Here is a 24,620-nt window from a genome sequence, read left to right on the forward strand (position 1 = left end):
CCGGGGTCAGTCGCGGGGGCCGAAAAGGATCAAAAGATCCACGATCAGGCACGGGGCCACTGTGACGACCACGAGGACCGCGTCGGCGGTGGTGAGCCGTTCGTCGCCGAGTGCCACCACCGCCACCACGCTCGCCAGCACAATCAGGCTCACTCGGCGGTGGCGGCCACCTCGGACAGGAGGGTGCGGGTGGCGATGAACTCGTCGCGTGTGGTGCCGAACTCGGTGGCCGCGAAGTCGGTCGCGCCGGCCGCGGCCAGGTCGGTGAGCGCGGTACGGACGGTCGCCGCGTCGCCGACCACGGCGACGTCTCCCGGGCCGCGCGCACCTTCGGCGTCCAGCACCGACCGGTAGGAGGGCAGCCGCGCGTAGTGGCGCAGGGCCTGGTCGATCGTCGCACGTACCCGGTCCGGTCGGTCGGTGACGCACACCGGCAGCCCGGCGACCACTCTCGGCGCGGGACGGCCGGCCGCCGACGCGGCGGCGCGCAGCGCGGGCGCGATGGTGTCGGCGATGGTGCGTGGCCCGGAGAGCCACAGGATGGTGCCGTCGGTCAGTGCCCCGGCCAGTGACAGCATCCGCGGTCCCATCGCGGCCAGCAGCACCGGCGGCGCCTGTGCCGAGCGCGCGGCGGTGGACAGGTCCTCCTCGCCGGACCAGATGCTCCCGGTCACCGCGACCTTGCGTTCAGCCAGCGCCGGCGCGAGCACCGCCAGGTACTCGGCCATGTGCCTGGCCGGTGCGCGGAACGGCACCTTGATCGCTTGTTCCACCAGCGGTCGGTGGGCCAGCCCGATGCCGAGGGTGAGCCGGTTGCCGCAGGCCTCCTGGGTGGTCAGTGCCTGCCCGGCAAGCATCAGGGGGTGGCGCATCCAGGTGGGTACCACGGCCGTGCCCAGCTCGATGCGTGACGTGGCGGCGCCGGCGACGGCGTACACGGTGAGCACGTCGGGCACCGCCATCTGGCCCAGCCAGTAGGACGCGAAGCCGTCCCGCTCGGCCGCCGCCGCGTGCTCCACCAGCTGGGTCAGCGATGCGCCGGTGGCGACCAGGCCGGATCCGTTGATCCCGATCCGCATGGCTACGCGGAGACCTGGCTGAACATCTCCACGCCCACCCCGGCGATCGCGCCGCCGTCCACCACGATGTCCGTGCCGGTGACGTAGGAGCTTTCGTCGGAGGCGAGGAACAGCACCGCGTCGGCGATCTCCGGGGCCTCGCCGATCCGGCCCAGCGGGGCCATCCGCGCGGACAGTCCCTCGATGTCGATGCCGGCCATGTCCGGGCAGTCCATCATACGGGTGCGGGTGGCGCCCGGGCAGACCGTGTTCACCCGGATGCCCACCGAGGCCAGCTCCAGCGCGGCCACCCTGGTCATGCCGCGCACCGCGTACTTGGCCGCCACGTAGGCGACCAGCGTCGGCGTGCCCTGGTGGCCGTCGATGGAGGAGATGTTCACGATCGAGCCGCCGCCGGCCGCCGCCATCGCGCCCGCCACGGCCTTCATCCCGAGGAACACGCCGACCTGGTTGATGTCGACGACCTGGCGATAGATCTGCTCGGTCATGTTCGGGATCGGTACCGCGCGCAGGATACCGGCGTTGTTCACCAGCACGTCCACCCGGCCGAAGCGCCGCCGCGCGTGCGCGACGACCTCCGCCCAGTTCGCTTCGTCGGTCACGTCCAGCCGGGCGAACGCGGCCGAGGCGCCCAGCTCCTTGGCGAGCAGTTCGCCCTCCTCCTCGAGCACATCGGTGACCAGCACGCGTGCGCCCTGGTCCACGAACCGGCGGCAGGTGGCCGCGCCCATGCCCCGGGCGGCCCCGGTGACCACGGCCACCTTGCCGTTCAGCCGATCGCCCATGGTGTCTACCTCTTCCTGATCAGCGGGATCTGGGTGAACGCGCGGGTGAACGCGCTGCGGTCCAGCCGCAACGCGCCCTCGTCGAGGGTGAACTCGGTCAACAGGGGAGCCAGCGCGGCCAGCGTCTTTCGGCCCTCGATGCGGCCGAGGTGGGCGCCGAGGCACACGTGCACCCCGTGCCCGAAGGCCAGGTGGTGGCCCTTGCGGGTCAGGTCGAAGCGGTGCGGGTCGGGGTACTGCCTCGGGTCACGGCTGGCGGCGGCGATCATGCACACCAGCGGCGCACCGGCTGGGACCGGCACCCCGTGGAGCACCACGTCCTCGGTGGGCTCTCGGTACACGAACTGCACCGGGCAGGACAGCCGCAGCGACTCCTCGCAGGCGCCGTCCACCAGCGAAGGATCGTCCAGCACCCGGGCCAGCTGCTCGGGGTGGCGCATGAGGTACACGGCGGTGTTGCCGATCAGGCTGGTGGTGGTCTCGTTCGCGGCGGCCATCAGGATGATCAGGAACAGCACCGCCTCCACCGCAGTGAGCGTGTCCACCTCCTCGGCCCGCACCATGTCGCTGATCAGGTCGTCGCCCGGGTTCCGCCGGCGCTCTTCGATCATCGGCAGGAACACCCCGCCGAACTCCATGAGCATCTCGACCAGCCGCACGGCCGCCCCGGCGGTGCCCCGCTCCGCGCCGTGCACGCAGCGCGAGAGCACGTCCGACCAGCGCTTGAGGTCCGCGTGCCGCTCACGGGGCAACCCCAGGATGTCCCCGATCACCCGGATCGGCACCGGAACCGCCAGCCGCTCGACCAGGTCCACGGAGTCGCCGGTGGAGATCTCCCGGAGACACTCGGCGACGATGTCGTCGATGCTGCCCTCCAACGCGCGGATGCGCCGGGGCACGAAACCGCGGGCCACAATGCCGCGCACCTTGGTGTGCACCGGCGGGTCCACACCGACGATCACGTTCGCCGAGGCGAACTCGCTCACGTCGAACGGGATCGCGGCCACCAGCTCGGTCAGCCGGCGCAGCATCTCCGCGTCCTGCTCACCCTCCAGCCGGGGCGGGAAACCGATCAGCTCGCCCTGGTTGGGACGCGCCGAGTACCGGTCGTGGTTGCTCAGGATCTCCCGGACGTCGGCGTAGCGGGAGATCACGTACTTTCCGTCCGGCAGCCGGTACACCGGATGGTCCTCGACCAGCGCGTCGATCGTCTGTTCCGTGCGCCCGTCGCGCCACGTCACGTCCCATGGATTGAAGACGAAGGTGTCGGTCCGCACTGTCATGCCAGATCACTCCATCCCGGGCCGTGAACCTGGGGAGAGTCAAGCAACCGGCGACACCCTGAGTCAAGCGACAACTGGTCGCAAAATGGCGGCCGAATCGGTCAGCTTTCGGTTTCTCCGTCCTCGAGCTCGCCGTTGTGCAGGCGGATGCCGTACAGCGCCATCGCGGTGAGGTGGTCCACGACCTGGTTCTTCGAGGGCCGGGCGCGGCCCGCCGGCAGCAGTAGCGAGTCCATGGTGGACATCGAGGCCACCATGCCGACGATCATGCGGATGGACAGCTCCAGGTCCTGCTCGGAGAACCAGCCCCGGCGCCGCGCTTCCTGTTTGCCGATCTCGGTGACGTCGGCGAACACCTGGTCAAGCACCTCGCGGGCCTCCTTGGCGGCCTCCTGGTCCAGCGCCTCGAGGGAGGTGGCCAGGCCCAGCACGCCGTGCCGGTGTGCGCGGAAGCTGTCGTACATGTGCTCGACCATGGTGCGCATCAGCCGTTCGGCGGTCCACACCTCGGCCTGTTGCGCCTGCCAGCTGTCCCGGAAGCCCTCCATGAGCTCGATGAACGGCTGCAGCTGGGCGGCGCGGAACAGGTCGGACTTGCTGCCGAAGTGCCGGAAGATGAGCGTCCGGGCGACGCCGGCCTCGGCGGCGATGTCGTCGGTGGTGGTGGCCGCGTAGCCCTTGCGGGCGAACACGCTGGCCGCGGCGTCCAGCAGGAGCGCGCGCACCTCCGACGTACGGCGTCGGGTGCGGACCGGCTTTGTCATGGGCAAAAGGTACCCGTTCCACCCCTCTTCCATTAAGGCACCAACAGTCGCTAAAGTCTCGAGCGGCGCACCTGTTTATTGGAGGTTCAGCGATGACGGTGACCCACCAACCCGGCACGGCGGAGGCGCAGATCGCCGAGGGGCGGCTGCCCACGACCCGGCCGGCACCACCGGCGGACCTGCTGGCGAAGGACCGCTACCTGTCCCGGGAGTTCCTGCTCGCCGAGCTGACCCGGATGTGGTCGCGGGTGTGGCAGATCGCCTGCATGGACGCGGACATCCCGAACGTCGGTGACTACCACGAGTACCGGATCGGCCGGGAGTCCGTGCTGGTGGTCCGGGTCGCGGAGGACCAGGTCAAGGCGTACCACAACGCCTGCCAGCACCGGGGCCGCCCGCTCAAGCAGGGCAGTGGGAGCGCCGGTCAGCTGCGCTGCCCCTACCACGGGTGGACCTGGCGGCTGGACGGCTCGCTGGCCGCCGTGCCCGAACGCCAGGAGTTCTGCCCGTTCGCCGACCGGGACGTGGCCCTGTCCGAGGTCAGGGTGGACCGCTGGGAGCAGTTCATCTTCGTCAACCTGGACCCGCACGCCGGCCCGCTGGCCGACTACCTCGGTGACCTCCCCCGCCGGCTGGCCCCGTACCGGCTGTCCCGGCAGTACCGGTGGTGGTCGCGCTCCACCGTCGTGCCGGTGAACTGGAAGATCGCGCTGGACGCCTTCCAGGAGGACTACCACGCGCGCTACATCCACCCGGAGACCGTCAGCTTCGCCGACTACACGCAGAACCCGATCGAGCTGATCGGCGACCACTCCATGCTGGCCGCCCGGTTCGGCATGCCGGACCGGCTGCTGGAGCAGGCCCCGGACATGGAGGAGACGCTGGACGCGATGCAGTGGACCTTCGACGCGTTCGGCGAGGACACCGCGCTGATCACCGCGCTGCGTCAGATGGACCTGCCGGACGGCACCCCACTGCGCGAGGTGCTCGTCCCGCTGATCAAGGCGGGCATGGCTCAGGCCGGCATCGACGTGACCGGGCTGTCCGACACCCAGCTGGTGGACGACTACGAGTGGTTCATCTTCCCGAACATCCAGATCCACACCCTGTCCTTTGGCTCGTGGATGTTCCGGATGCGCCCGAACGGCCTCGACCCGGAGTCGATGATCTTCGACATGTGGTACCTGCACAGGGTCCCCGAGGATGTCGAGCCGCCGCCGCACGCACAGAACGTGCACGTGGAGCCGGGCGGTTCCTGCGGCGCGGTGATGGACCAGGACTTCGACAACATCGTGGTGCAGCAGCAGGGCCTGCACTCGACGGGCTTCCGGGGTTTCCGGCTGAGCGCGATGGAGGCACGGATCGTGCACATGAACGAGACTCTCGACCGCTATCTGGCGGGCTGAACGATGACCCTGAACGGACTACCGATGGCGGTGATCGGCAGCGGCCCAGCCGGACTGGGTGCCGCCTGGCGGCTCCGCGAGGCCGGCCACCCGGTGACGGTGTTCGAGCGAAACGGGCAGCTCGGCGGGCGCATGCGCACCGTGCGGCGAGACGGCTTCCAGGTGGAGGACGGTCCCAGCCAGATCGCCGGCAGCTACACCCGGTTCGTCCAGATCATGCGCGAGTCCGGGCTCGGTGACCAGCTCATCCCCGCGTCCACCGTGCTGGCCATGCTGGACTCCGGCGGCACCCAGCACAACTTCGCGGTGCAGCGCATCCACCTGGACATGCTCAAGACCCGGCTGATCGGCCTGCGCGACAAGCTGGACCTGGCCAAGATCACCGTCGACGTGCTCCGGTACCGCAATCGGCTGGACGTGGAGGACCTGTCCAAGCTGCCCGAGCTGGACGGGATGTCCGCCGAGCAGTACGGCCGGCGGCGCTTCGGCGACGGTGTCTACGACAACTTCGTCGACCCGGTGATTCGCGGTTTCGTCGGCACCGCGCCGAGCACCGTGGCCGCCGCCGACCTGGTGTGGGTGTTCGCCACGTTCATGAAGCTGCAGCGCTACCACGCCATCCGCGACGGCATGCAGGCCTACGCCGAGCAGCTGGGCCGCTTCTTCGACACCCGGTGCAACGCCGAGGTCACCGCGGTGGACGAGCGGGCCGACGAGGTGGAGGTGAGCTGGCGCGACGCCGAAGGTGGCCAACACAGCCAGTCCTTCGCGGGTGTCGTGGTGGCGACCCTGCCCAAGGGCGCCGCCAAGATCCACAACGGGCTGGACGCCTGGCGCCGCGACTTCCTGGCCACCAAGGTCGACAACGCCACCATCGTGCAGGCGCACGTCGCACTGGACTCGCCGCCCGCGTCGTCGGCCTCGATGGTCTACTCCACCGAGGTCTCCAACCAGACCAAGGTTCTCGCGGTCAACCTCGAGCACAACAAGGCGCCCGGCCGGGTCCCCGAGGGCAAGGCGATCGCCACCATCTTCGGCTCCAACGACTGGAGCAAGCGCGTGCTCGAGGAGGAGGACGACGACCTGCTGGTCAAGGAGCTGATCGACGCCGCCGAGCCCATGGTGCCCGGCATCGGCGACGGCGTGCGGTTCACCCAGCTCACCCGGTGGCCCTATTCATGGGCGAAGAGCTATCCGGGCTACTGGTCCGGTATGCGGGAGTTCAACCGCCTCAGCGCCCAGAACGACCGGCTGGTCCGGCTGGCCGGCGATTACTTCTGCGTGACCAGCCTGAACGTGGCCACCGCCTCCGGTGAACGGGCGGCCCGCCAGCTGATCGACGTCCGCGAACGCTGAGACGGGAGGGTCAACGTGGCGGAACTGGTGGTACCCCGGCTCGGGGTGAGCGTGACCACCGTGACCATCGTCGAGTGGTTGGCCGAGGACGGCGCGTCCGTCCTGGCCGGCGATCCGGTGCTCACCGTGGCCACCGACAAGACCGAGGTCGAGATCGAGGCGGTCGCCGACGGCGTGCTGCGCCACGGTGCGGAGCCGGAGTCCGACCACCCGGTGGGCGCGGTGATCGGCGCTATCGATTAGCGCCCGCCGCACGTAGACGCCGAAGTGGCCCCGGCCCGCTTCGGCGTTTTCATGATCCGAAGTATCGCACCTCTCGCCGGACTTTCCGAAGATCCCATTCCGGGTGAGCGGGAAATATTTTCCCACAGCTCGTAACTTAAGCGACTGCTGGTCGTTAACTGATCGAACAGGGCGAATTGACTCGTCTTTACCGAGTGGCCTGAAAAGATTTACATTCGGGGGAGGTTCAATGATGAACACGCAATATGCCCCGGCCCGGGTGGTGCGCCGCCGGAATCAGGGGCCGGCGCTTGTCGCGGCCGTTCCGCCGCCGGTTCTGCACCCGATCGCCGAGGCCGGAGCGATGGCGCAACTGGGCTGCGCGGTGATCTGGAGCGCGGTGCGCCGGCCGGTCGGCTACTGGCGCGCGGTGCTCGACGAGGTCTACTGGGTGCTCAAACTGTGCTGGTTTCCGCTGGTGCTGGCGGTGTCCTCGTTCGGCATGATGGTGGCGATCCTGGGGCTCAACTTCACCACCCTGCTCGGCGCCAACAACCGCTACGGGCAGTACTTCTTCATCGTCAACATCCGCGAGTTCTCCCCGTGGATCAACTCCATGGTGGTCGCCGGCATCGTGGGTGCCGCGCTCACCGCCGACCTCGGCGCCCGCAAGGTGCGCGAGGAGTTGGACGCGCTGGAGATCCTCGGCGTCGACTCGCTGCGCGAGCTGGTGCTACCCAGGGTGCTCGCCGCGATCGTGATGACCTGCCTGTTCGGTGTGGTGTCCATCCTGATCGGCATCGTCACCGGCCTGACCGGGTCGGTGCTGATCGGCAAGGTGCCCGCCGGGGAGTACCTGGCCACCCTGTTCGCCAACCTGACCACCGTCGAGCTGTGGACCTCGCTGCTGAAGAGCGCACTGTTCGGCCTGATCATCGGGGTGGTCTGCTCCTACAAGGGGATCAGCTGCAGCGGCGGCTCCACCGGTGTGGGGCGCGCGGTGAACCAGGCGGTGGTGATCTCCTTCGCGCTGATCTTCATTGTGGACTTCTTCTTCGTGTCGATCATGCTCGGGCTGGCTCCCGAGCTGCAGACGGTGCGCTGAGGCCGGCGGATGGCTACCGGACACGCTGAGACCACCCGGTCGGGCCGGCTGGCCGACCGCCCGCTGGCGGCACTGGCCAACGCCGCCGACGTGGCCAGATTCGGCGGGGAGGCGCTGCGTTCGCTGGGCGGCGCGCGACGTTACGGCTCCGAAGTGCTGCGGCAGACCGGGATCGTCATCCTGTCCAGCGGCCTGGTGATCTGGCTGATGGAGTTCGTCATCGGCGCGGTCTTCGCGGTGCAGGGCAACTACATCTCCAGCCAGTTCGGTGCCAAGGGTTACGTCGGTGTCTTCCCGGCACTGGGTGGGCTGCGCGCCACGGCACCGGAGATGTGGGGCTGGATCCTGTCCGCGAAGGTCGGGTGCGGCCTGGTGGCGGAGATCGGCTCGATGCGCATCAGCGAGGAGATCGACGCCCTCGAGGTCATGGGTATCCCTCCGAAACCGTACCTGGTGGGCACCCGAATTCTCGCCGCGTGGATTTCCATGCCGTTCCTGTACCTGGTCGGTCTGGCGCTTTCCCACGTCGGTTCATATCTCGTGATCATTCACATGCTGGAGACGGTTTCGGTGGGCGGTTTCTTCCAGGTTTTCTGGGCGTTCCAGAGCCCGATCGACCTGGTCTACTCCATGTTCTGGATGATGATTCTGGGCACCCTGATCGTGCTGGTTGCCTGCTACTTCGGGTACACCGCGAGCGGCGGTCCGGTCGAGGTCGGACAGAACACCGCCAAGTCAATGGTGGTGAACATGGTGCTGGTCAGCGTGATCGGCATGTTCTGCCAGCAGCTGTTCTGGGGCGGTTTCCCCAACGCGCCGATCGGGAACTGACGATGCCGCGCAAACTCCTCAACTCGGCGACCGTCCTGCTGGTGGCCATGGTGGTCGCGGTCTGGCTGGTGGTGTTCGTCGGTGGCCGGGGCGGATACACGGTTCGCGTGGTGCTGCCCGAGGCCATCGGGCTCTACCCCGGCAGCCCGATGCAGATCAATGGAATGCCCGCCGGTGCCATCGAATCGCTGGTCACCCGGGGGGACAACGCCATCGCCACCGTGGCGGTGGACGCGGCCCACGCGCCGCTTCACGCCGGGACCATCACCACGGTGGACTACCGGTCGGTGCTGGGCGAGCGCTACATCAAGATCCAGCCCGGTCCGGCGGGCAACCCGGCGCTCCCCAGCGGCAGCCTGATCGAGGCCGGCGCCGCGCAGGTGACCGTGGAGGACCTGCTCGAAGCGTTCGACCCGGCCACCCGGGCCACCGTCCGCTCGCTGCTGCCCGAGCTGGCCCAGACGCTGGAGGGCAAGGAGCACGACGTCAATGCCACGGTCCAGCAGGCCGGGCGCACCACCGAGTTGCTCGGCCAGGTGATGGGCGCGGTCGGCCAGGACGGCCCGGCCATCCGCGAGGTCGTGACCAGCCTGCGCAGGATGGCCGACATACTCGCCGCGCGGCGCGGCGAGCTGTCCGGCTCGCTGGCCAACCTGAGCGCGGTCACCACCTCGGTGGCGACCAAGCAGCGCCAACTGTCCGGCGCGGTCAGCCAACTGCCGTCCACCCTCCGGGAAGCCAGCCACACCCTCGGCCAGTTCGGACCGACCGCGGACGCCGTCGTGCCGCTGCTGGACCAGCTGCGACCCGGGGTGGCCCGGCTGCCTTCGGTCGCGGCGAACCTGCGGCCGGTGCTGCACGACCTGCGCCCCGCGGTGGCCGACCTGCGACCGCTGCTGGTGGATGGCCGCGAGCTGTTCGGCGCCACACCGGCGTTCTTCGACGCCGGGACCGGGGACGGCGGCGCGGTGCGGCAACTGGTCACCACGGTGGACCGGTTGGACACGCCGATCGCGTTCCTGCGGCCCTACACCCCGGAGCTGACCGGCTTCTTCACCACTTGGCGGACGGTGTTCAGCAACTACGACTCGCAGGGCCACTTCGTCCCCGCCTACCTGCGCAACAGCGCCAACTCGGTGCACGGCCCGCCCGCGCCGGTGCCGGGCAGCGCCAACAACGTGATGCCGCTGCCCGGCTCGATCGTGCACGAGCCGTGGACCGACGCGCACGGGGACGGGATGAACTGATGCCGACCTTTCGAAGCACCCTTCGCCGGGCCGTGTTCGTCGGCCTGGTGCTCGCGCTGCTCGCCGGCATCGCGGTGGTGGTCTCGCGGGACCGGCCGCCCCGACCCGCCGTGGTGGCGATGTTCGCGGACGCCAGCCCGCTGCGGGTGGGCAACACCGTGCGCTCGCACGGCGTCAAGATCGGCCAGATCGGTGAGATCGGCCTGGACCGGGGCCGTGCTCGGGTCGTGCTCCAACTGGACGAGACGGTCCCGGTGCACACCGACGCGCGGGCCACCATCCGCCCGGTGTCCCTGCTGGGCGAGCGCTACGTCGACCTGGAGCCGGGCAGCGCCACCGCACCGCTGATGGCCGATGCGGGGGCCATCCCGCTGGAGCACACCGCGTCCTCGGTGGACCTGGACCAGGTGCTCGACTCGCTGGACGATCCCACGTCCACCGCGCTGGCCGCCATGGTCACCACCCTGGGCACCGGACTGACCGACAACGGGCAGCGGCTGCGCGACACGCTGGCCGCCCTCACCCCCGCGCTGCGCGAGACCGACCAGCTGGTGGACGTCCTCAACCAGCAGAACGCCGCGCTGAACCAGCTGATCGACCTGTCCAGCCCGGTCGCGGCGGCGGTGGCCGGCAGCGACGGCGCCGACCTCGATCGGATGGTGGGGGAGACGCGGCGGACGCTGGGCGCGGTGGCGGACCGGCGCGAACAGCTGACCGCGAGCCTGGACCAGCTGCCGGCCAGCCTGGACAAGGCCCGGCGCACCTTCTATACCCTCGGTGGGCTCGCCGGGCAGCTCACCCCGACCCTGCGCTCTCTGCGTCCGGTCACCGGCGACCTGCGCGACATCGCCGGTGAGTTGCACGGTTTCGCTGATGCCGCCGACCCCGCGGTGTCCTCGCTGCGGCCGGTGCTGACCAAGGCCAGGTCCATGCTGGACGCCGTCCGCCCGGTCGCGGCCGACCTGCGGGCCGGCAGCGGCGACCTGCGGCGGGCCAGCTCCGGGCTACGCGCGGCCGGCGGCGCCCTGGCCGACCAGATGGGCAACGTGCTGTCCTTCCTGACCGGCTGGGCGCTGTGTACCAACGGCTACGACGCGACGGGCCACTACTTCCGTGCCTACCTGACCATCGACCGCGACACCGCCGGCAAGGTGCTTCCCGACCTGCTGCCCGGTTCCGCCGAGGCCGTGCGACGGCTCGCGCCCCTGGACCGGCCGCCGGGCACCGGATCGAACAAGATCGGTAAGCCGCCGAAGTCCGGCCCGGGTTCGGGTGGGGAAGGGGACGCCACCGGGCTCACACCCGCTCAGGAGGGCGACATGTTCAACCAACTGCTCGGGGGTGGCCGGTGAGACCGTTGACCACCCGCACCATCCACCGCAACCGCGCCCGCTCGTTCTACGCGGGGCTGGGCGTGATCGCGGTGACCTCGCTCATCAGCTATATCGCGCTGACCGCGCAGCAGGGCCCGCCGCTGGCGCCACACACTTACCTGGACGTCGCCTTCGACAACGTCGGCCAGTTGGACACCCAGGCGGACGTGCGGCACAGCAGCGTGCGCATCGGCCAGGTACGGGCCATCCGCTACGAGCCGGGTCGAGCGGTGGTCACCCTGGCCCTGGACGGGGACCGGCCGGTCTACCGGGACGCACGGGCCGCAATGTGGGACCAGTCCGCGCTCGGCCAGAAGTTCGTGGAACTGGACCCCGGCCACCCGTGGGCGGGGCCGCTCGGACAGGGCGAGGAACTGCCGGCTGAGCGGACCGAGTCGGCCACCGACGTCGACGCCCTGCTCGACACGTTCGACGCGCCGACCAGGGCGGGCCTCACCGGCAGCGTCCGCGCGCTGGGCCTCGGTGCGGCCGGCCACGGCCCCGGGCTGCGCGAGTTCATCACCAACGGCCCGGACCTTTTGGCAGACACCGGCCGGGTCAGCGCGGCACTGGCCGACCCGCGCACCGACCTCGGCGGGCTGTTCCGCGCCGGCCAGCGGCTGGCTGCCCAGTTCACCGGTCGGGAGCGCGAGCTCGGCACGCTGGTCCGGCAGACCAGCGCCACGCTGGCCGCCGTCAACACCGACGACACCCGCCCGCTCGGCGACACGCTCGAGCGTGTACCTGGCGCGCTGACCGACTTCCAAACCATCCTCGACTCACTGCAGAGCCCGGTGGCGAACGCCGCCGACGTGGTGCGCGTGGTGCGCCCCGGCGCCGGCGACCTGGGCCGCGCCACGCCCGACGTGCGCGCGCTGCTGCGGGACGCGCCCGCGCCGCTGCGCCGGGTGCCCGGTGTCTCCGAGGACGCCGAACCCGCGCTGGAAGGCCTGGATTCGGCGTTCCACGACGCCCGCCCGCTGGCTCCCCGGCTGTCCGAGGGCTTCGCGGGACTGCGCGGGTTCCTGGACGGACTCGCCCCGTACACCCCGGACATCAACCGGTTCTTCACCGACGGACCGGACATCTTCCGGGACGGGGAGGACCCGGCGACGCACTACCTGGCGGTGTCCGCCGGCCCGGTCAACTCCTCGTTCGTCGGCGACGCCACCCCGTGCGCGATCAACAACTACCCGACGCCGGGTGGCGGCGCGTGGCGGGACCACGCCCTGCCCGGGGTCGGCCTGCTGTGCACCACCGGCCAGCACAGTGGTCCGTCCCCGGGCAAGGGGCCGGCCTACGGCGCCCTGCCACTGCCGCTCGGCCCGACCGGGCACTCGGACAACGACGAGGGGAGGCAGGGCCGGTGATGGACCCGAGCACCACGCGGCGGCGCCAGTTATTGACTGGCGCGACGTTCCTGCTTGTCGTGCTGGCGCTGCTGGTCGGCGTGTTCTACAAGCAGGCGCTCCTGGCCATGGTCCGCCCCGGCGAGACCATCCAGGCCGAGTTCGCCCGCGCGTACAAGTTGGACCCGGCGGAGAGCGCGGTCAAGATCGCCGGCAGCCCGGTCGGTGTGGTGCGCTCGGTCGAGCCGACCGAGCGGGGCACCTCGCTGGTCACGATGCGGGTGGACGAGGATACCCGGCGCCTGCTCGGCGAGGCGCCGACCGCCATGGTCCGGCCGACCACGATCCTGGGCGGCCGCTACTACGTGGACCTGCGGCCGGGTGGCCGCCCGGGGGCTTTCCTCGCCGAACGCATCCCGGTGGAGCGGGCGAAGACCCCGGTGGAGCTGAACGAGGCGCTGGAGGGGCTGCAGCCGCGTGCCGTCGAGGGCATGCGCGGCACTCTCGCCCAGGTTGACCAGACTCTGCGCGCCGGAGGCTCGGACGCGCTGCGCGAGTTCGTCACCGCCGCGCCGGCGCCGCTGCGCTCCCTCGGCCCGGTGGTGGCCTCGGCGCGCGGCGAGCAGCCCGAGGTCGACCTGGCCCGGCTGGTCACCGACACCGACAAAGCCGCCGGGGCGCTGCTGCGGCGCGATGGCCAGCTCGACGGCGTGCTCCGTTCCCTCGACACCGCCACCGCCGCGCTGGCCGAGCGGCGCGGCCCACTAGCCGAGGGCGTGGACCGGCTGCCGTCCGCGCTCGCCGCGATCGACCTGGCCGCCCGCCGGGTCAGCGTCACGCTGGACGACCTGCGCGACACGGCCCCCCGCCTGCACGACACCGCCGCCGAGTTCGACCCGCTGATGGCCCGGTTGGACCCGATGCTGGCCGAGCTGCGCCCGGTGACCGCCCGGCTGCCCGGCGTGCTGCGGGACGGGCGCTCACTGGTGCACCAGCTGATCCCGGTCAGCACCCTCGGGCGCGACGTGTTCGACGACCTGCGCGGCCCGGTGCTGGACCGGATCAACGGGCCGGTCAACGACATGCTGCGTACCGAGTGGAAGGGCACCGGCCGGTTCGCCGGCGGGGGCGACAACGGCAACAACGTCTATCAACAGATTGCCGCGATGATCTCCAACGTGGCGAACAGCACCGTGCAGCACGACCAGAACGGCTCGGCGATCAACTTCGAGCTCGGTGAGGGACCTTCGATGGTCAACGGCATGCCGTTCGGGCTGGACAACATGACGGGTCGACTCGACGGGATCGGTGGGCCGCCACGATGACCAACCCTTCTCGCGGGCGCCAGCACCGGTGCCGGTCGCTGGCGCTGGCCTGGACCAGGCTGCGCACCGTGCCCGGCATGTTCCGGGACGTCGCCGCACTCGTCGTGGTCGCCGCCCTCGGCCTCGCCGCGCTCGGCGTGATCCTGGCCAACGAGGACGTGCGGTGGCCGTGGCAGCCGTCCCGGTTCAGCTTCCGGGCCGAGGTCGCCGACGCGGTCGCGGTGAACCCCTCCAAGCACCAAGAGGTGCGCATCGCGGGCGTGGTGGTCGGCGCCATCGTCGCCGCCGAGCCCACCGCGCGGGGCACCAGCGTGCTGACCCTCGAGGTGGACCGGGGCAACCCGGTGTACGACGACGCGCGGGTGGTGTTGCGCCCGGAGAACCCGCTCAACCAGATGTACGTCGCGCTGTCCCCGGGCGGCCCGCCCGGCAAGGAACTGCCCGAGGGCGGCCTGATCCCGATCGGCCAAACCAGCCGGCCCGTGCAGGCCGACGAGATCCTCTACAAGCTCGACGAGCGCAGCCGGCGCGCGCTGACCATCCTGCTGTCCCAGTCGGACATCGCGCTCGCCGACGCCCCGCGCACCGTGCCGGCCGCGCTGCGCCAGGCCACCGGCACGCTGACCGGGCTCCAACCGGTCGCCGACGCGCTCACCCAGCGGCGCGCGAAGATAGCCACCCTGGTCTCCAGCTTCTCCCGGATCGCCGGCGCGGTCGGCGGCAACGACCAGCGCCTGGCCGACCTGATGAACGCCACCCAGACCACCCTGGACGTGCTGGCCCGCGGCGACGAGCGGGTGCGCGCCGCACTGGCCGCGCTCCCCGGGGCCACCGACGCGCTGCACACCTCGCTGACCCAGGTCGCCGGGCTCACCGACGAGCTGAACCCGGCCGTGCACGAGCTGCGCGACGCCAGTGACCAACTACCCGGCGCGCTCGACCGGCTGCACGACACCGTGGACGAGGTGCACGACCTGCTGCCGGTGGCGCGCGAGGTGGTCGGGCGCGCGGCACCCACGCTGGACGACCTCACCCCGGTCATCCGGGATGTGAGCCACGGGTTGCGCGACATCGCGCCGTTCACCCACAAGCTCGATCCGGCGACCAGGACGCTGGTTCCCGGCCTGGACGGGCTCGCCGCGTTCTTCTACAACAACAGCGGGATCTTCCAACCCTCGGACGCGCACGGCGGTTGGGGCCGGGGCCAGCTGAACATCAACGTCACCAGTCCGTTCGGCAACGCGCACCGCGGAGGTTCCAACAGATGAGCGCACCCGTCTCGGCGGCCTCGCCGCGCCGGCTGGCGACGGTGGCCGCGTTCGTCGGCGCCTGTGTGGTGTTCGTCGCCTACATGTGGCTGAACGCCGGCGGGTCGATCCTGGGGTTCGACAACCTGTCCGGCTACCGGTTCAGCGCGCAGGTCACCGATGTGGACAACCTCGTCGAGTTCTCCGACGTGGCCATCGCCGGCGTTCCGGTCGGCAAGATCAACCACATCGAGCGGCTCCCCGACCGGGCCCGGCTGGACATCGTGCTGAACCCGGACGCCCCCACCCCGCACGAGGGAGTGACCGTCCAGGTCAGCGAGAAGTCGCTGGCCGGACAGTCCTACCTGCGCATCGTGGACGGCACCGGCGCCGAACTGCCCGACGGCACCGTGCTGCCGCTGTCCGCGAGCCGGCCCAGCGTCCAGCTGCGCGACGTGCTCGCCGGGCTGCCCGCGCCGACCAGACAGGCGCTCGGCGCCACCCTCCGCTCCGCCGGCCTCGCCACCGACAACCGGCAGGACGACGTGCGCGCCGCCTTCGACGGCCTGGCCCGGCTGGGCGCCGGCGGCCACACCGCCCTCGACGCTCTGACCGCGCAGGGCGAGGACATCCGCGAGCTGGGCGGCGCGCTCACCGAGGTACTGACCGCCCTCGGCGGCGGCCAGCACGACCTGGAACGCGCCGTGCGGGGCGCCGGACAGATCGTCTCGGCGACGGCGAGCCAACAGGGCCCGCTGGAGGAGTCGATGCGGCTGCTGCCCGGCTTCCTGGACCAGATCCACGAGTCGACCCCGGGGTTCACCCGCCTGTCCGGCGCGCTGGACCCGATCGCGGCCGACCTGCGCGCCGCCGCGCCCGACCTCAACGCGGCGCTGGCCGAGCTGCCCGCACTGGGCGGCGACCTGCGCGGGATGACCGACCCGCTGGACGGCACGCTGGCGCGGGCACCGGACACGCTGCGCCGAATCGGCCCGTTCGCGCACGACGTGCAGCGGCTCATCCCACCGCTGCGCACGGTCATGAGCGACGTCAACCCGGTGCTGAACCACGCGCACCCCTACGGCCGTGAGCTGGGCGCGTTCATCGCCAACTTCGGCGCCGCCTTCGCCACCACCGACAGCTACGGCCGGCACCGATTGCGCCTGCAGCCGGTCACCAGCGAGTTCGCCGTGGCCGGCGCCGGGCCCGTGGGCCTGCGCGACGGGCTCACCAGCGTGTTCAACCCGCTGCCGAAGCCGGACCGGGGCTCCGACCTCGGACGGTACGTCGGGCCGTACCCCCGGATCGAGCGGCAGCCGAAGTGACCAGGCCACCGCCGCGCCAGCTGGTGGTGTGGGTGGTGATCCTGCTGGTCGCGGCCTTCGTCGTCACCGGGCTGGCCCGGCTGCGGCTCGACACCACCCTGTCCTCGCTACTGCCCGCCGACGACCCGGTTCTCACCGCACTCGGCGAGCGGGACCGAGCCTTCGGCGCGGACCCGATCGCCGTGCTGATCGAGTCGGCCGCGCCGCACGAACTGCTGGTCGCCCCAGCTGACCAGGCCGACGCGGGTGGCGGGCAACTACCCCGGCTGCTGTCGCTGGAGGGCAAGCTGGCGCACCTGCCGGACGTGGCGGCGGCGTACGGACCCGCGACCGTGCTCAACCAGCTGGCCGGGTCCGCGCGGAACCTGCTCGCGCAGATCGGCGACCGCCGCGCCGGCCTGGTCGAGCAGACAAGGCAGATGGACGCGGCGGCCGGCCGGACCCCGGCACAGACCGAGGCCCACGTGGCCGAAGTCACCGCCGAATTCGACCGGCACTACGGCAGCCTGCTCACCCTGGGCATGCGCGCCGGCCTGCCCACCCTGCGCAACCCCGAATTCGCCCGCGCGGTGATCTACGACGACGCCGGCAACCCCCGGCCCCAGTGGCGATTCGTGGTGCCGACCGCAAGCTCGGTGGCGATCCTGGTCCGGCCCCGCGAAGACATGGACCAGGCGGCCACCCAGCGACTGGTGGACACGGTCCGCGCGCTGGCCGAACAGGCCGGGCTCGGACAGGCCCGGCTGACCGTGACCGGCGTACCGGTGCTCACCGCGCAGGCCACCAGCCGGGTGCGCACCGAGCTGCCGTACCTCGCCGGGCTGGCCATGCTGGCGTGCTCGGCGGTGCTGCTGCTCACTCCGTGGCTGCGCGGCCCGAGGCCGCGGCGGTTGCTGCCGCTGGCGCTGACCCTGGTCGGCGGCGCGCTGGTGCTGGCCGCAATCGGCTGGACAGGCTGGCACATGTCACTGGCCGTCGCCGCCTTCGCGCCGATCGTGCTGGGTTGCGGCAGCGACTTCTCCGTGTACCTCGCGATGCGCGCGGACCGGCGCACGGTTCTGGTCACCGCGCTGGCCAGCGCCGTGGCGGCAGCCTCGCTGGTGTGCTCAGCGCTTCCGTTCACCCGCGGGCTCGGCCTCGCGTTGGGCCTCGGGCTGCTCGTGGTCACCGGGCTCGGCCTGTGGCTGACCGGGCGCCGCTCGCCGGTGCCCGCACTCGCTCCGCCGCGCACTCCGGCCGCGACACAGGCCGGTGATGACCTGGCGCGTCGGGCTCCTCGGTGGGCGCGGCTCGGGGCGCTCGCGGCGGCGGTGGCGGTCGGCGCCGCGGGCTGGGCTGGGCTGGCCCGGTTACCGGTGGAAGCCAACCCGACGCAGCTGGCCCAGGGCCTGCCGGCGATGGCGGACGTGGCGCACACCGCCGACCTGATGGGCTCGACCGGCGAGATCGGGCTGCGCATCAGCGGACCCGACGTGCTGAGCCCAACCGTGCTGGACTGGTCGCGCCAGGCACAGAACGCACTGCTCGGCGCGGCCGCCGGCGCACTGCGCCCGGTCCTCACCCCGCCGGACCTGCTGCGATTCCTGGGGTCCGACGCGACCCAGGGACAGATCGACTCGGCGGTGCAGCTGCTGCCTTCCTACCTGACCGAGGCGATCGTCCGGCCGGACCGGACCCAGGCCCTGATGATTTTCGGCGCGGAGCTGGGAGATCTCGATCAGCTGCGGGGACTGCTGGACCGTGCGCTCGCCGCGCTCCCGCCGGCGCCGGCGGGCGTGCACACGGAGTTCGTCGGCCTGCCGGTTGTCGCGGTCCACGGCTCACAGCTTCTCGCCGACGACCGCTACCTCACCAGCCTGCTCGGTGTGCTGGCCGCCTCAGCGGTGCTGGCCGCCGGGTTACGCCGACGCGGCGACGCGGCGCGGGCGTTGGTCGCCGCACTGCTGTCCACCGGCTGGGGACTGGCCCTGCTCACCGCCCTGGGTATCGCGGTCAACCCGCTGACCGCCGCGCTCGGCTCGCTGGCCACCGTGACCGCCACCGAGTTCGCCGTGCTGTTCGCCGCGGCGCACCGAGACAGCCGGCCCGACCTGCGGCGCGCGGTACTCACCGCGGGACTCGTCGCCGCAGCCGGCTACCTGAGCCTGACGGTCTCACAACTGCGCCTGCTCACCGAGTTCGGCCTGCTGCTCGCGACGGTGGTCGCACTGTCCTACCTGGCCGCGCGCCTCACCCTGTGGGTGGCCCCGGTCGCGTATGAAGCGCCCGCTCCGCCGTCCGTTCCCGAACACCCCGGCGGCGCACGGTAGCCGACCCCTGCACCTGCGTACGGCAGGCCAGGCGGGCACTCGGCTCGCCCGCCTCCACCCCGAGCGCGAGCCGCGCGGACTCGGCGGCGGACCGCTCGACCAACACATCCGCGCCGTCCTCAACGACTATGTGACACACTCCGCACTCGCCATCCCCACCGCAGATCGTCGGCCAGCGCAGGCCGTGCCGGATCGCCGCCCGGAACACCGTCTCCCCCTCGCGCACATCGAAGGTGATGTCCGCGGGCAGGACCCGCACACGACCGACGATCGCCGCTCCGTCGGACATCCGTGCTCCGTTCCAATAGCGACTACTGGTCTCTAGCATGGGTGGTTTGATCCCATCCCGAACCGATGCCGCGCGGCGCAAGGTCGACGCGCACGGCCCGGCAGCGATCGGGGTCGGCGCATTCGGCTCGGAACCGGGGCACGCGGCTGCCCGCGGGCTGGTCGGAGAGGCCGGCGGTCGGTTCAAGTGTTGATCGCCGGCGAGCAGACGCGTGAATTGGTGCTCGGCGCGGCGGGAACCGGCCACGGCAACGACCGCGAACCCGGCGGCGGACCCGCGCCCGGTAGGCGGGCGGCTCAGTCGGCCGCGCGGTCGATCGCCCTGATAACCAGCGCGGTCATCGCGATGATCCATACAAAAAACACACCCAGCGGAATCCAAATGGCGAAGATCCCGTTGAAGGCGAGTGGTCCGTCCTTGAAGAAGACCATCAGGCCGCCCGGCACCGACAGCAGCGCGACCCACACGCTCAGGTAGCCAGCCCAGCGGGGGAACACCGGCGCCCCGCCCCGGTCGGCGAAGATGGCGAACCCGACCGCCAGATACCAGGCGAACAGCGGTGACCAGTCGAAGACAAAGAAGAACCAGCCGAGGTCGGAGAACGCCCTGGTCAATTCAGCGGACACCGCATCGGGACGGAACGAGGCGACGCCCCAAGAGATCACACTGGCCACGCCAATGATCGTGGCCACGCCGAACGCCGCGACCTGCACGAAGGTCAGTGCCGTCGACGACGTCTTGATCCGGCTGGTCTGCGCGGTGATCGAGGCCCCCCACAGCAGGATCAGTCCCATGCCGGCCATCATCAGCGCCAGCCCGCCACGCACCCGGACCGGGTTCTCGGCGTAGAAGGCGCGGATCTGCTCGGCGCCGGCCGACGGCTCCGGCGGCGGCCAGAGGCCAGCAACCATCAGTCCCCCGCCGATCAGCAGAATCAGCAACGGGCCACACCAGGCGCAGGCCAACTGCTGGCCGCGCGACACCACGGGGTCTGCGGCGGGCTGTGCGATCAGCTGCGTGTGCACCATCTCGGGCCTCCCGGATCGAGGTCTCGTCGGTGAGCTCGGACCTGTAGTAACGCAGAAGATGCATGCTCAGTCAAGCGACCGCCAGTCGCTTGTCGGCGAAACGGCTCGCGCGGCCGCCGGGCGGCTTCGGTCAGTACCAACCCGTCCGGGCAGTAGGGGGCGGCGTGGCGCAGACGGTGGTCGCTAAGTCGGGTGACGCATGTGTTGTTGCCGGCCGTGATGTTGCCGCAGTGGGCGGATCTGACCGGGAAGATCGGAGTAGCGTTGGCGCCGAAGGCCGTGGCCGTGGGTTTCGGCTGATCGTGGTGGCTTGGATCGCCGGGCGGAGTCGCGAGGATCCGGGTCTCGGTGCTGACGGCGGGGAGAGCGTGACAACGACCGCGATCCCTGAGGCTCGGCGGGGGATGAGCCAGGCTGCTTGGCCGCCGCGCCCTCGCTCAACCGCGTGTGGCGTGGGAACCGCATGCCGCCTCGGGCACGACAATGATCGCCGCCTGGAGGTTCGGGGGACGACACCCGGGCGGCGATCTTGGCCCGGACAGACGAGCCGACGCGGACACTCAAAGCTTATACTCTTACTCTCGGTGCTCGGCTGCGGGCCGCCGCCGCGACATCGCCCGCCGGTCACAGTCCTGGGTTTGCGATGGTTCGCATGGTTCAGCACTTGCGAAGTTCACTACATGCGAAGAGCATGAATGCTCGCTGTGCTTGGCCCGGGTGAGAATGTGGCGTGGGAGCGATGAGCCGATCCAGGACTGTCCTGCGTGGACAGGCCGAGGACACCGTGCGGTGTTGAACGCCGTGCGGCGGGTTGGTCACGATGAACGCGCCAAGTTTCATGCGGCCCAGTTAGCGGAGCTGTTCGAGTTGGCTCCCCGTCACGGTATCGACACCGCGGCGTGGGTCGACCCGGCGGTGCGAGCGTTCGCCGCTCTCAGCCGCCGACTCGAGCCGCTGGCGACGATGTCGAGGTCTTGTAGGGCCACATCAAGTCAAACACGCCGACCGCCGCGTAGCGCCATGGTGCACAACAGCCGCGAGGTGACCGACATGTGCGGGCACGACGGCGTCGGTGGTTATCGACCAGCGCGGGATTCCAGACACTAACGGCGGGGATCGAGATGAGCGGGAACAGCGACGTAGACCCGGCCCTTGGGGGCAGCTTGGATGAGCTGCGGAACCTTTTGTACCTGGTGCGCCGTGAGCACAACCGTATCGAACAGGTGCTGAGCGGGCTGCGGACGGCGCGCACCGGCGAGCTCGGGGACAGCTTGCGCCGCGCAAACCAGCACGCGCGGCAACTCGCGCATGCCACCGAAGACCTGGTCGCCGCCATTGGCCGAGCGGCTGAGATGGACATCCCTCGATGAAGCTCGACGGAGATACTCACAGCGGTGTCCGATCACCTCGAGGTCGCGGTCCGGATACCGGCGTGCGAGCGGCGAGAGCATGAGCGGTGACCGCGTGTCCACGCGGGCTCGGGGTGCGAGCTAGGGCCGGCCAGACCTGGCCTCGGCACTACAACGCCCGGTCCGTTGTGCGCCCCGGGCGTGCGGCTAGTGGCGAACACCCCGATGCCACGAGCGAGTAGCCCCCCAGTCCGAGCCTGGCGCGGTGTGTCTCGGACTTGAACGTCCCGAATCCTGACATGGTGGCGGATCACTGAATGGACCGCTGTGGCTCCGCGTGTGCTCGCTACCGCCGTCATGATCGGGCTGCTGATGAGGCATCCCGGCGTGTCCACGCTGCCGTTCCTCTGCAAGGTGTTCCGCGGCTACCGGCTCGGCCGACCTAAACGCGGCCACGCTCGCGGGCAACAGCCGCCACAGCGGCGTCTGGGCCGCCGAGCTCCGCACCGCCGCCCGCGCCGGCACTGACGCCATCCACGCGCCCGCCGGGGTTTGTTGCCCGCGCGTGGACCAGGGTCATCGGGGCCGGCTTGCTGGGTGGCACGCCGTGCGCCCCGCACCCACGATCGGACGGCGGAACGACCACATTGATAGCCAGCGCGCGGCTCAGGACTCTCGTTAGGCCGCCACGTATTCGCCGAGTATCGACGACGAGCGTATGCGATACTCAGAGCACTAGTAGTTGCATATTTTCTTAACTGCCAGAATAGGCAAGAGTGGCCGGGGTGGCGGTGAGCAGGTGCGGCTGGGCGAGTTGGGGTCAGCCGGTGATGCCGGGGTGTATGCCGGCACGGCCGGATCCGGTGTGGACGTTGGCGCTGGTGGAGGACACCGCCGATGGTGGGTTAGCGGCCCCGGTGAGGGACGTGTCGGGCATGCTGGCGGTGTTGTCGGGGTTGTCGGTGGCCACGATGACGGTCGCAACGCGCGACGGCGCTGAGCTTGCGCAGCGGTTGCGGCGGCTGCCTCCGCGGGTGGGTGCGATCTTTGTGGTGGGCGCGGGTCGGCGGTGTGCCCGTGAGGCTCAGCAGATGCTCATTGATCTGGGGGAACGGCCGTTCGTCACTGAGGATGACCTGCGGGCGATCACCCTGACCGCCGCGACGCTGCTGTATTTGGGTGGGCTCGGGCGGCCGGTGTCGAGCGCACGGGTCCTGGTGGTTGGGGCACCCACCGTGTCGGTGGTCGTCGCGTTGTTGCTGGCCGCCGGTATTGGTCAGATCGCCGTGTGGGTTCCCGGTGCGGCGGGGGTGCCGCTGGAGCAGGCGTGCCGGGACGCCGATGTGGTCATCAACCTTCTCGTCGGGGATCCGGGTGTGGACGTGCTGGTGCGGCGGACGGCGTGGGATCGCCCGTGCGGATCGGTGATCGGGATCCGGCACGTCCACGAACTGTTGCTGGCACTGCCTGGTTTAGCGCGGGCGGTTGCCGGTTCGATCGGCCCCTTGATCGATGTCGAGGTCTATGACGCGTGTGTGCGGGGTCTGGTCGCGGCGACCCCGCCGGGCTGGACCCTGCCCAGCTTGACCAGCCGGGTCACGACCTATCAGGTCGCGGTGCACGCGGCGCGGGTGTTCAGTCCATTCCAGGGACCGACCACCGGTTGAGCGCCGGCGCGACCCGGCGGGCGCGGAACGCGGTGACAAGGACTTTAGTCCCTGGGCGCCGCATCGAGGGCGGGCAAGAATCCGGGAGTGCACGTGATTGCGAGCTTTCGCAACTGGCGAGGTCGCAAATTGTGGCCCGGGCGGGTTCTCGGGGACAGCCAGACGACGGAACGCGGGCTGCCCGCTGTGTCGTCAGATTTGCATGATCCAGCACTTGCAAAATCCGTTATATGTGAAGATTATTGGTGTGCTGGTCGCCGGCGGACAGCGCTCAGCTCGTGGGAGGGAGGGCGGGCAGGGGTCGATGAGCGAGTTCCGAACGGTGTTGCGTGGACAGGTCGAGCACGCGCAGGCCGCGGTGCAGTCGGCTTGGCGGTTCGGCAATGACGAGCGGGCGCGACTTTACGGGGCGCGGGTGGCGGAGTTGCTGGAGGTGGCGGCTCGCCATGGCGTCGACACCGCGGGCTGGGTGGAGCCGGCGGTGCGCGCGTTTGCCGTGGACGCGCGCTGACCGCTGTCGGGGTGGAAGTCCAGGCAGGTCGTGGCGGGCCATGGGCGCGTGGCGGGACGGCTGAGCGCGGTCGCGGACGATGGTGGATGTTGAGGGTGGGGGTTCGGTCTGTGCCTGCCGGCGCCGCGAGTGGTCAGGGGTGAGATGTGCCCCGTCTGAGCGCTGAGCGGTTGGCCGCGCGCCGTGAACGCATTCTGGACGCGGCGTGGGCATGCTTCGGACGGTATGGCTATGCCGGTGCGACGGTGCGGCGTCTAGAGCAGGCGACGGGGATGTCGCGTGGAGCGATCTTCCACCATTTCGGCGACAAGGAAATGCTTTTTCTCGCGCTCGTGGATCGGGAAGCGCGGCGGATCGCGGTGATGGCCGGGCGACGGGACGCGGTGGGGTTGATGCGCGAGATGCTCGCTGACGCGGGCGCCGGTGACGGGCACGGTGGGCTCGAACTGTGGTGGGAGATCTCGCACCGGTTGCGCACCGAGGACGGGTTCCGCACCGCCTGGGCGACCCACGCCGAGGCGGTCACGGGGGCGATCACCCGTCGGCTGGAACACCAGCGCGGGGCCGGCCGAGTCCGGTCAGACGTGCCGGTTCGGGCGCTCGCCCTGTATCTGCAGCTGATCTGTGAGGGCCTTGTGTCTCAGCTCGCGGACGTGCCTGCGAGTGATGAGCTGCACGCGGTGCTCGACTTCGTCACAGACAGCCTTCGGTGAGTGGCGCACCGTGATCGATCGAGCACAGCGGTGGCAGCGCGCTGCGCCCTGCGTGCC

Annotated in this window: 23 protein-coding genes; 15 read left to right on the forward strand and 8 right to left on the reverse strand. The window is 70.6% G+C overall.

The window, feature by feature from the left end; all coding sequences use genetic code 11:
- Positions 1-6: 6 nt before the first annotated feature.
- The 5 genes from ABEB12_RS07295 to ABEB12_RS07315 all read right to left on the reverse strand — a co-directional run bounded on the left by ABEB12_RS07295 (position 7) and on the right by ABEB12_RS07315 (position 3,911).
- Positions 7-153, reverse strand: coding sequence for a hypothetical protein (locus ABEB12_RS07295; RefSeq protein ID WP_185060981.1), 147 nt, complete (start codon positions 151-153; stop codon positions 7-9).
- Positions 150-1,079: a TIGR03564 family F420-dependent LLM class oxidoreductase gene (locus tag ABEB12_RS07300; protein ID WP_185060982.1), complete on the reverse strand. Its 930-nt coding sequence runs from the start codon at positions 1,077-1,079 to the stop codon at positions 150-152. The genes ABEB12_RS07295 and ABEB12_RS07300 overlap by 4 nt, the downstream gene beginning before the upstream one ends.
- Before the next feature lie 2 nt (positions 1,080-1,081).
- Complete coding sequence (locus tag ABEB12_RS07305; protein ID WP_185060983.1) at positions 1,082-1,864, reverse strand: glucose 1-dehydrogenase; 783 nt, start codon at positions 1,862-1,864, stop codon at positions 1,082-1,084.
- A gap of 5 nt (positions 1,865-1,869) precedes the next feature.
- A complete protein-coding gene (locus tag ABEB12_RS07310) occupies positions 1,870-3,147 on the reverse strand; it encodes a cytochrome P450 (RefSeq protein WP_185060984.1) in 1,278 nt (425 codons plus the stop codon).
- 101 nt (positions 3,148-3,248) lie between these two features.
- On the reverse strand, positions 3,249-3,911 hold the full coding sequence (locus tag ABEB12_RS07315) for a TetR family transcriptional regulator (RefSeq protein ID WP_185060985.1): 663 nt from the start codon (positions 3,909-3,911) through the stop codon (positions 3,249-3,251).
- A 92-nt stretch (positions 3,912-4,003) separates the two neighbouring features.
- On the opposite strand from ABEB12_RS07315, the gene ABEB12_RS07320 reads away from it, so the two are divergent.
- The 12 genes from ABEB12_RS07320 (at position 4,004) to ABEB12_RS07375 (ending at position 19,006) form a co-directional block, all read left to right on the forward strand.
- Complete coding sequence (locus ABEB12_RS07320; RefSeq protein WP_185060986.1) at positions 4,004-5,317, forward strand: SRPBCC family protein; 1,314 nt, start codon at positions 4,004-4,006, stop codon at positions 5,315-5,317.
- A 3-nt stretch (positions 5,318-5,320) separates the two neighbouring features.
- Positions 5,321-6,673 carry an FAD-dependent oxidoreductase gene (locus ABEB12_RS07325; protein WP_185060987.1) on the forward strand — a complete coding sequence of 451 codons (1,353 nt, stop codon included), beginning with the start codon at positions 5,321-5,323 and terminating at the stop codon, positions 6,671-6,673.
- A 15-nt stretch (positions 6,674-6,688) separates the two neighbouring features.
- Positions 6,689-6,916, forward strand: coding sequence for a biotin/lipoyl-containing protein (locus tag ABEB12_RS07330; protein WP_185060988.1), 228 nt, complete (start codon positions 6,689-6,691; stop codon positions 6,914-6,916).
- A 232-nt stretch (positions 6,917-7,148) separates the two neighbouring features.
- Positions 7,149-8,000 (forward strand): MlaE family ABC transporter permease, encoded by an 852-nt coding sequence (locus ABEB12_RS07335; protein ID WP_345702634.1) that lies wholly within the window; start codon positions 7,149-7,151, stop codon positions 7,998-8,000.
- Positions 8,001-8,009: 9 nt separating this feature from the next.
- The gene (locus ABEB12_RS07340; RefSeq protein ID WP_185060989.1) at positions 8,010-8,831 is read left to right on the forward strand and encodes an ABC transporter permease; all 822 of its coding nucleotides are present in this window, start codon (positions 8,010-8,012) and stop codon (positions 8,829-8,831) included.
- Positions 8,832-8,833: 2 nt separating this feature from the next.
- Positions 8,834-10,078, forward strand: coding sequence for an MlaD family protein (locus ABEB12_RS07345; RefSeq protein ID WP_185060990.1), 1,245 nt, complete (start codon positions 8,834-8,836; stop codon positions 10,076-10,078).
- The gene (locus tag ABEB12_RS07350) at positions 10,078-11,430 is read left to right on the forward strand and encodes an MlaD family protein (protein ID WP_185060991.1); all 1,353 of its coding nucleotides are present in this window, start codon (positions 10,078-10,080) and stop codon (positions 11,428-11,430) included. The genes ABEB12_RS07345 and ABEB12_RS07350 overlap by 1 nt, the downstream gene beginning before the upstream one ends.
- Entirely contained in the window at positions 11,427-12,821 is a 1,395-nt protein-coding gene (locus ABEB12_RS07355) for an MlaD family protein (protein WP_185060992.1), read from the forward strand. The genes ABEB12_RS07350 and ABEB12_RS07355 overlap by 4 nt, the downstream gene beginning before the upstream one ends.
- The gene (locus ABEB12_RS07360; protein ID WP_345702635.1) at positions 12,821-14,125 is read left to right on the forward strand and encodes an MlaD family protein; all 1,305 of its coding nucleotides are present in this window, start codon (positions 12,821-12,823) and stop codon (positions 14,123-14,125) included. The genes ABEB12_RS07355 and ABEB12_RS07360 overlap by 1 nt, the downstream gene beginning before the upstream one ends.
- Entirely contained in the window at positions 14,122-15,393 is a 1,272-nt protein-coding gene (locus tag ABEB12_RS07365; protein ID WP_185060994.1) for an MlaD family protein, read from the forward strand. Before ABEB12_RS07360 ends, ABEB12_RS07365 begins: the two co-directional genes overlap by 4 nt.
- On the forward strand, positions 15,390-16,697 hold the full coding sequence (locus ABEB12_RS07370; protein WP_185060995.1) for an MlaD family protein: 1,308 nt from the start codon (positions 15,390-15,392) through the stop codon (positions 16,695-16,697). Before ABEB12_RS07365 ends, ABEB12_RS07370 begins: the two co-directional genes overlap by 4 nt.
- On the forward strand, positions 16,694-19,006 hold the full coding sequence (locus ABEB12_RS07375) for an RND transporter family protein (protein ID WP_185060996.1): 2,313 nt from the start codon (positions 16,694-16,696) through the stop codon (positions 19,004-19,006). Before ABEB12_RS07370 ends, ABEB12_RS07375 begins: the two co-directional genes overlap by 4 nt.
- Here the strand turns inward: ABEB12_RS07375 and ABEB12_RS42055 are convergent.
- From ABEB12_RS42055 to ABEB12_RS07385, 3 genes are all read right to left on the reverse strand, one after another.
- Positions 18,927-19,649 (reverse strand): 2Fe-2S iron-sulfur cluster-binding protein, encoded by a 723-nt coding sequence (locus tag ABEB12_RS42055; RefSeq protein ID WP_425572222.1) that lies wholly within the window; start codon positions 19,647-19,649, stop codon positions 18,927-18,929. The genes ABEB12_RS07375 and ABEB12_RS42055 overlap by 80 nt on opposite strands.
- Positions 19,592-20,323 (reverse strand): hypothetical protein, encoded by a 732-nt coding sequence (locus ABEB12_RS07380; protein ID WP_185060998.1) that lies wholly within the window; start codon positions 20,321-20,323, stop codon positions 19,592-19,594. The genes ABEB12_RS42055 and ABEB12_RS07380 overlap by 58 nt, the downstream gene beginning before the upstream one ends.
- A gap of 1,103 nt (positions 20,324-21,426) precedes the next feature.
- Positions 21,427-21,774 carry a hypothetical protein gene (locus ABEB12_RS07385; protein WP_185060999.1) on the reverse strand — a complete coding sequence of 116 codons (348 nt, stop codon included), beginning with the start codon at positions 21,772-21,774 and terminating at the stop codon, positions 21,427-21,429.
- A gap of 770 nt (positions 21,775-22,544) precedes the next feature.
- Between ABEB12_RS07385 and ABEB12_RS07390 the strand changes: the two genes are divergently transcribed.
- The 3 genes from ABEB12_RS07390 (at position 22,545) to ABEB12_RS07400 (ending at position 24,563) form a co-directional block, all read left to right on the forward strand.
- Positions 22,545-23,339 carry a hypothetical protein gene (locus ABEB12_RS07390; protein WP_185061000.1) on the forward strand — a complete coding sequence of 265 codons (795 nt, stop codon included), beginning with the start codon at positions 22,545-22,547 and terminating at the stop codon, positions 23,337-23,339.
- Positions 23,340-23,541: 202 nt separating this feature from the next.
- A complete protein-coding gene (locus ABEB12_RS07395) occupies positions 23,542-23,850 on the forward strand; it encodes a hypothetical protein (RefSeq protein ID WP_185061001.1) in 309 nt (102 codons plus the stop codon).
- Positions 23,851-24,020: 170 nt separating this feature from the next.
- Entirely contained in the window at positions 24,021-24,563 is a 543-nt protein-coding gene (locus ABEB12_RS07400) for a TetR/AcrR family transcriptional regulator (RefSeq protein WP_345702636.1), read from the forward strand.
- Positions 24,564-24,620 lie beyond the last annotated feature (57 nt).

The organism is Actinospineispora eucalypti (assembly GCF_039543365.1).
Lineage (GTDB): Bacteria > Actinomycetota > Actinomycetes > Mycobacteriales > Pseudonocardiaceae > Pseudonocardia > Pseudonocardia eucalypti.

Excerpts from the sequence above, each read along its gene's own strand:
- ABEB12_RS07300 (WP_185060982.1), bottom strand. The coding sequence starts at position 1,079 with ATGCGGATCGGGATCAACGGATCCGGCCTGGTCGCCACCGGCGCATCG.
- ABEB12_RS07305 (WP_185060983.1), bottom strand. The coding sequence starts at position 1,864 with ATGGGCGATCGGCTGAACGGCAAGGTGGCCGTGGTCACCGGGGCCGCC.
- ABEB12_RS07310 (WP_185060984.1), bottom strand. The coding sequence starts at position 3,147 with ATGACAGTGCGGACCGACACCTTCGTCTTCAATCCATGGGACGTGACG.
- ABEB12_RS07315 (WP_185060985.1), bottom strand. The coding sequence starts at position 3,911 with ATGACAAAGCCGGTCCGCACCCGACGCCGTACGTCGGAGGTGCGCGCG.
- ABEB12_RS07320 (WP_185060986.1), top strand. The coding sequence starts at position 4,004 with ATGACGGTGACCCACCAACCCGGCACGGCGGAGGCGCAGATCGCCGAG.
- ABEB12_RS07325 (WP_185060987.1), top strand. The coding sequence starts at position 5,321 with ATGACCCTGAACGGACTACCGATGGCGGTGATCGGCAGCGGCCCAGCC.
- ABEB12_RS07335 (WP_345702634.1), top strand. The coding sequence starts at position 7,149 with ATGAACACGCAATATGCCCCGGCCCGGGTGGTGCGCCGCCGGAATCAG.
- ABEB12_RS07340 (WP_185060989.1), top strand. The coding sequence starts at position 8,010 with ATGGCTACCGGACACGCTGAGACCACCCGGTCGGGCCGGCTGGCCGAC.
- ABEB12_RS07345 (WP_185060990.1), top strand. The coding sequence starts at position 8,834 with ATGCCGCGCAAACTCCTCAACTCGGCGACCGTCCTGCTGGTGGCCATG.
- ABEB12_RS07350 (WP_185060991.1), top strand. The coding sequence starts at position 10,078 with ATGCCGACCTTTCGAAGCACCCTTCGCCGGGCCGTGTTCGTCGGCCTG.
- ABEB12_RS07360 (WP_345702635.1), top strand. The coding sequence starts at position 12,821 with ATGGACCCGAGCACCACGCGGCGGCGCCAGTTATTGACTGGCGCGACG.
- ABEB12_RS07365 (WP_185060994.1), top strand. The coding sequence starts at position 14,122 with ATGACCAACCCTTCTCGCGGGCGCCAGCACCGGTGCCGGTCGCTGGCG.
- ABEB12_RS07370 (WP_185060995.1), top strand. The coding sequence starts at position 15,390 with ATGAGCGCACCCGTCTCGGCGGCCTCGCCGCGCCGGCTGGCGACGGTG.
- ABEB12_RS42055 (WP_425572222.1), bottom strand. The coding sequence starts at position 19,649 with ATGGATCATCGCGATGACCGCGCTGGTTATCAGGGCGATCGACCGCGC.
- ABEB12_RS07380 (WP_185060998.1), bottom strand. The coding sequence starts at position 20,323 with ATGGTGCACACGCAGCTGATCGCACAGCCCGCCGCAGACCCCGTGGTG.
- ABEB12_RS07385 (WP_185060999.1), bottom strand. The coding sequence starts at position 21,774 with ATGCTCTCGCCGCTCGCACGCCGGTATCCGGACCGCGACCTCGAGGTG.
- ABEB12_RS07395 (WP_185061001.1), top strand. The coding sequence starts at position 23,542 with ATGATCCAGCACTTGCAAAATCCGTTATATGTGAAGATTATTGGTGTG.